The organism is Streptomyces sparsus, assembly GCF_054776295.1.
On the sequence record NZ_BAAHCA010000286.1, the window covers coordinates 1 to 5318 of the forward strand.

Below are 5318 nucleotides of genomic sequence, written 5' to 3' on the forward strand. Positions count from 1 at the left end.
GGCGGCTGCACGATGCCGGAGGTCTCGGTGTGTGCCGGCGCGCCCTGGCCACGGCCGGCGGCGGACGAGCGCCAGAAGGCCGGGCCGGGGAAGTACGCGGCGGGCGGCACCGCCGGGTTGAAGACGATGTGCGGCACCCGGCCGTCGGCCCACTGCGCGTCCAGCAGGGTCTCCAGCTCGCGTTGCGCCCGCACCGGTGACACGTGGCGCAGCCCGATCGCGACGAAGGCCGAGTCCCAGCTCCACTGGTGGGGGTAGAGGCTGCGGGAGGGGACGGTGGAGGTGCCGGTCCGGTTGCCCTCCAGGACGTCCCGCGCCCGGTGGGCGAGGGGGCTGTCGAGGCCGCTGGGCGCGAGCAGCGCCACCGCGCGGGCCGCGGTCGGTCGTACCGCACGATTCACAAGGTGCTCCGGGAGTTAGGTGAGGTGCTGGGGCGGGCCGGCGACGGGGCGCTGGGCCCGGCGGCGGGGTGGACCTGCGGGGGCGGCGGAACGAGGGGACGGCGGAGTGACGGCAGTGCGGGGCGGTAAACACTGTCGAATAGGTCACAAATGGGGCGATTCTGAAGGTGTGTGTGCTGGATCACACTGCTGTCACCCCGGAGTTACGTCTCATTAGCAGGCAAAACTAGCCGCGTGTTGCGTCATAGGCAAGCAGAACTCCGTCATCGCGGCGGTAAGTTGGCAGGGACACCCAAGACGCACCGAACACCGCACTGGAACCGCACCGCAACCGCGCACCACAGGGCGTCCGGGACGGATGCGCAGAGGGCGCCGGAGACGGTCGCGGCCGGGCGCGTCACCCGTGGGGGCGGGGCGGCCGGTGAGGGGGACGTCGACGAGTACCGCACCGCCGCCAGGGCGGCCGTGACACGAGAGGCAGGGGCACCGGTCATGGCGCCGACCCGGACGAACCAGGCAAGCACCGGATATCTGCTGCACCTGATCCGCAGCGGCCGGGCGACCACCCGCGGGGAGCTCCAGCGTGTCACCGGGCTGTCCCGGTCCACTGTCGGCCACCGCCTCGACCGCCTCTTCGCGGCCGGCTGGGTGCGCGAGGGCGTCGCCGCCCCGCCCGGCACGCCGAGCGGTGGACGCCCCTCCGTGCGGCTGGAGTTCGACCACACCCACGCCGCGGTGCTCGCCGCCGACCTCGACACCCGGCACGCCCGCGCGGCGGTGCTGGACCTCGACGGCCGGGTGCTCGCCGAGCACGTCGGGCCGCTGCTGGTGGAGGACGGCCCGGAGAAGGTGCTGGACCGGCTGGGTCAGTGGTTCGCGCCGTTGCTGCGGGACGCGGGCGTCGAGCCGGAGCGGCTGTGCGGCGCGGGTCTCGCGGTGCCCGGTCCGGTGGACTGGGCGACCGGACGGGTGGTGCAGCCGCCGATCATGCCCGGCTGGGACGGCCACCCGGTCCCGGACGGCCTGCGGCGTGCGCTGGCCACGCACATCCTGGGGATTCCGGAGCGGCTGCCGGTGCTGGTCGACAACGACGCCAACCTGATGGCCTACGCCGAACAGCGCGCCGGCCACGCCGACTGCTCCGCGTTCCTGCTGGTCAAGGCGTCCACCGGGATCGGGGCCGGCATGGTGGTGGACGGCGGGGTGTACCGGGGGATCGACGGAGGCGCGGGCGACATCGGCCACATCCGGCTGAGCGACGGGTCTGCGGCGCTGTGCCGCTGCGGCTCGCAGGGCTGCCTGGCGGCCGTGGCCAGCGGCCGGGCGCTCGCCAGGCAGTTGACCTCGGCTGGGGTGCCCGCGTCCTCCGGCTCGGACGTGCGCGAGTTGCTCGCGGCCGGACGGCCGGAGGCGGTACGGCTGGCCCAGCAGGCCGGCCGGCGGGTGGGCGAGGTGCTGGGCACGGTCGTCACGCTGCTGAACCCGGGTGTGCTGATGCTCGCCGGAGACCTGGCCGGGCCGGCCTTTCTCGGTGGTGTGCGGGAGGTCCTCTACCAGCGGGCGATGCCCCGCACCACGGCCCGTCTCCAGGTGGTCACGTCCGCACTGGGGGAGCGGGCGGGCCTGCTGGGCTCGGCCGCCATGGTGGTCGAGCACCTGTACGCGCCGGAGCGGGTCGATGACCGGCTGGCCGATGCCGGGCGCTGAGGGCCGAGGTGTACGGGCGGTGTCCGCACGGCGACGTCCGGATGGTGGGACGAGGCTCGTCGCAGGCGCGTGATTCTCGCCACGCCTGATAGGGGTACTGCTCACATGAGCGCTCGTGCGAGTTCTGCACCTCTCCAACGAGCGGCGCTGAGTGCCACCCGTGCTGAGTTCGAGAAGTCAAAGATCATCTCACCGAGAGCCCGCGAAGGGACGCAGAGTCGTCACCCGCCGTGATGTTCCCTTCGGTGTCCGAAAACCCGGCGCGACGCCACTTGAATGAGCCTTTACTTTCGATCTCCTGGCGGATGGGTGGTTGCGGCCCTGTGACGTGCTGCTACCCGTGCTCTGACACCTTCGATCTGGGTACGCTCCCCGCCGTCAGGGCAGCCGTCCGCGAGGAGTCGTCCCGTGTCGGAAAACAAAGAGCCACACGTATCCACGAACGCACCGAAGTTCGTGTACGCCTTCAACGAGGGCAACAAGGAGCTCAAGGATCTCCTCGGTGGGAAGGGAGCCAATCTCGCCGAGATGACCAACCTCGGCCTGCCCGTGCCCCCCGGGTTCACCATCACCACCGAGGCGTGCAAGGTCTACCTGGACTCCGGGGTCGAGCCGGCCGCCCTCCGTGAGGAGGTGAGCGCGCACCTCGACGCGCTCCAGCGGACGATGGGCAAGCAGCTCGGCCAGGCCGACGACCCGCTGCTGGTCTCCGTCCGCTCCGGAGCCAAGTTCTCCATGCCCGGCATGATGGACACGGTCCTCAACATCGGCCTGTCCGACGCCTCGGTCGAGGGCCTCACCGCGCAGGCCGGGGACGAGCGCTTCGCCTGGGACTCCTACCGCCGGCTGATCCAGATGTTCGGCAAGACGGTGCTCGGCGTGGACGGCCAACTGTTCGAGGAGGCGCTGGAGCAGGCCAAGCACCGCCGCGGCGCCGCCACCGACGTGGACCTCGACGCGACCGGGCTCCGCGAACTCGTGGCCGAGTTCAAGGACATCGTGCTCAAGGAGACCGGGCGGGACTTCCCGCAGGAGCCGCGCGAGCAGATGGACCTGGCCATAAGGGCGGTCTTCGACTCGTGGAACACCGACCGGGCCAAGCTGTACCGGCGTCAGGAACGCATTCCCGGTGACCTGGGCACGGCCGTCAACGTCTGCTCCATGGTCTTCGGCAATCTCGGGCCGGACTCCGGCACCGGTGTCGCCTTCACCCGGGACCCCGCCAGCGGCCAGCAGGGCGTCTACGGCGACTACCTGCAGAACGCGCAGGGAGAGGACGTCGTCGCGGGCATCCGCAACACCGTGCCGCTCGCCGAACTGGAGACGCTGGACAAGGCGTCCTACGACCAGCTGATGCAGATCATGGAAACGCTCGAGACGCACTACAAGGACCTGTGCGACATCGAGTTCACCATCGAGCGCGGCAAGCTGTGGATGCTCCAGACCCGCGTCGGCAAGCGCACCGCGGCCGCGGCCTTCCGGATCGCCACCCAACTGGTCGACCAGGGCCTCATCGACGAGGCCGAGGCGCTCCAGCGGGTCAACGGCGCCCAGCTCGCCCAGCTGATGTTCCCCCGGTTCGACGAGGCCGCGGCCGGCAAGGGCGGCATGAAGCGCCTCGGCCGCGGCATCGCCGCGTCCCCGGGTGCCGCCGTCGGCAAGGCGGTCTTCGACTCCTACACCGCCATCAAGTGGTCCCGCTCGGGGGAGAAGGTCATCCTGATCCGCCGGGAGACCAACCCCGACGACCTGGACGGCATGATCGCGGCCGAGGGCATCCTCACCTCACGCGGCGGCAAGACCTCCCACGCGGCGGTGGTCGCCCGCGGCATGGGCAAGACCTGCGTGTGCGGTGCGGAGGACCTGGAGGTCGACACCAAGCGCCGCCGGTTGACCGCCCCGCACCCCGACGGCAAGGGCACCCTGGTCATCGAGGAAGGCGACGTGGTCTCCATCGACGGCTCCACCGGCAAGGTCTACCTCGGTGAGGTACCCGTCGTGCCGTCCCCCGTCGTGGAGTACTTCGAGGGCCGGACGCACGCCGGCGCCGACGACGCCGGCGAGCTGGTGCAGGCGGTGCACCGGATGATGGCCTACGCCGACCGGATGCGCCGGCTGCGGGTGCGGGCCAACGCCGACAACGCCGAGGACGCCTCCCGGGCCCGCCGCTTCGGGGCGCAGGGCATCGGACTGTGCCGCACCGAGCACATGTTCCTGGGCGAGCGCCGGGAACTCGTCGAGCACCTGATCCTCGCCGACACCGACACCGAGCGGGACGAGGCGCTCGCCGCGCTGCTGCCGCTGCAGAAGGGCGACTTCAAGGAGTTGTTCGAGGCGATGGACGGCCTGCCCGTCACCGTCCGGCTGCTCGACCCGCCGCTGCACGAGTTCCTGCCCGACATCACCGAGCTGTCGGTGCGGGTCGCCCTGGCCGAGTCGCGCAAGGACGCCAACGAGAACGACCTGCGGCTGCTCCAGGCCGTGCACCGGCTGCACGAGCAGAACCCGATGCTCGGGCTGCGCGGCGTGCGCCTGGGCCTGGTTATTCCGGGCCTGTTCACCATGCAGGTGCGGGCCATCGCCGAGGCCGCCGCGGAGCGCAGGGCGGCCAAGGGCGACCCGCGACCGGAGATCATGATCCCGCTGGTCGGGACCGTGCAGGAGCTGGAGATCGTCCGGGACGAGGCCGAACAAGTCATCGCGGAGATCGAGCAGACCTACGGCGTGGAGCTGGGCATCACGCTCGGCACCATGATTGAGCTGCCCCGGGCCGCCCTGACCGCCGGTCAGATCGCGGAGTCGGCGGACTTCTTCTCGTTCGGCACCAACGACCTCACCCAGACCGTGTGGGGCTTCAGCCGGGACGACGTGGAGGCCAGCTTCTTCACGGCCTACCTGGAGAAGGGCATCTTCGGCGTCTCGCCGTTCGAGACGATCGACAAGGACGGTGTCGGCAAGCTCGTCCGGGACGCCGTCGAGGACGGCCGGGCCACCCGACCCGACCTGAAGCTCGGCGTGTGCGGCGAGCACGGCGGAGACCCCGAGTCGGTGCACTTCTTCCACGAGGTCGGTCTCGACTACGTCTCCTGCTCCCCGTTCCGCATCCCGGTCGCACGGCTGGAGGCGGGCCGCGCCGCCGCGCGCAGCACGGGCAGCGACAGCCGCTAGCCGGGCGCGACGCGACCTCCCGGACCCCGCCGCACACCGACC

At 71.3% G+C, this 5318-nt stretch carries 3 protein-coding genes; 2 read left to right on the plus strand and 1 reads right to left on the minus strand.

All coding sequences use genetic code 11. The annotated features are described in order from the left end of the window. A partial coding sequence (locus tag ACYVE9_RS14535; RefSeq protein ID WP_461028259.1) for an MGH1-like glycoside hydrolase domain-containing protein occupies positions 1–365 on the minus strand: 365 nt, incomplete at its 3' end. Between the two features lie 528 nt (positions 366–893). On the opposite strand from ACYVE9_RS14535, the gene ACYVE9_RS14540 reads away from it, so the two are divergent. Next, positions 894–2108 carry an ROK family transcriptional regulator gene (locus tag ACYVE9_RS14540; protein ID WP_461028257.1) on the plus strand — a complete coding sequence of 405 codons (1215 nt, stop codon included), beginning with the start codon at positions 894–896 and terminating at the stop codon, positions 2106–2108. Between the two features lie 408 nt (positions 2109–2516). Then, entirely contained in the window at positions 2517–5276 is a 2760-nt protein-coding gene (gene ppdK, locus ACYVE9_RS14545) for a pyruvate, phosphate dikinase (RefSeq protein WP_461028258.1), read from the plus strand. Positions 5277–5318: the final 42 nt, after the last annotated feature.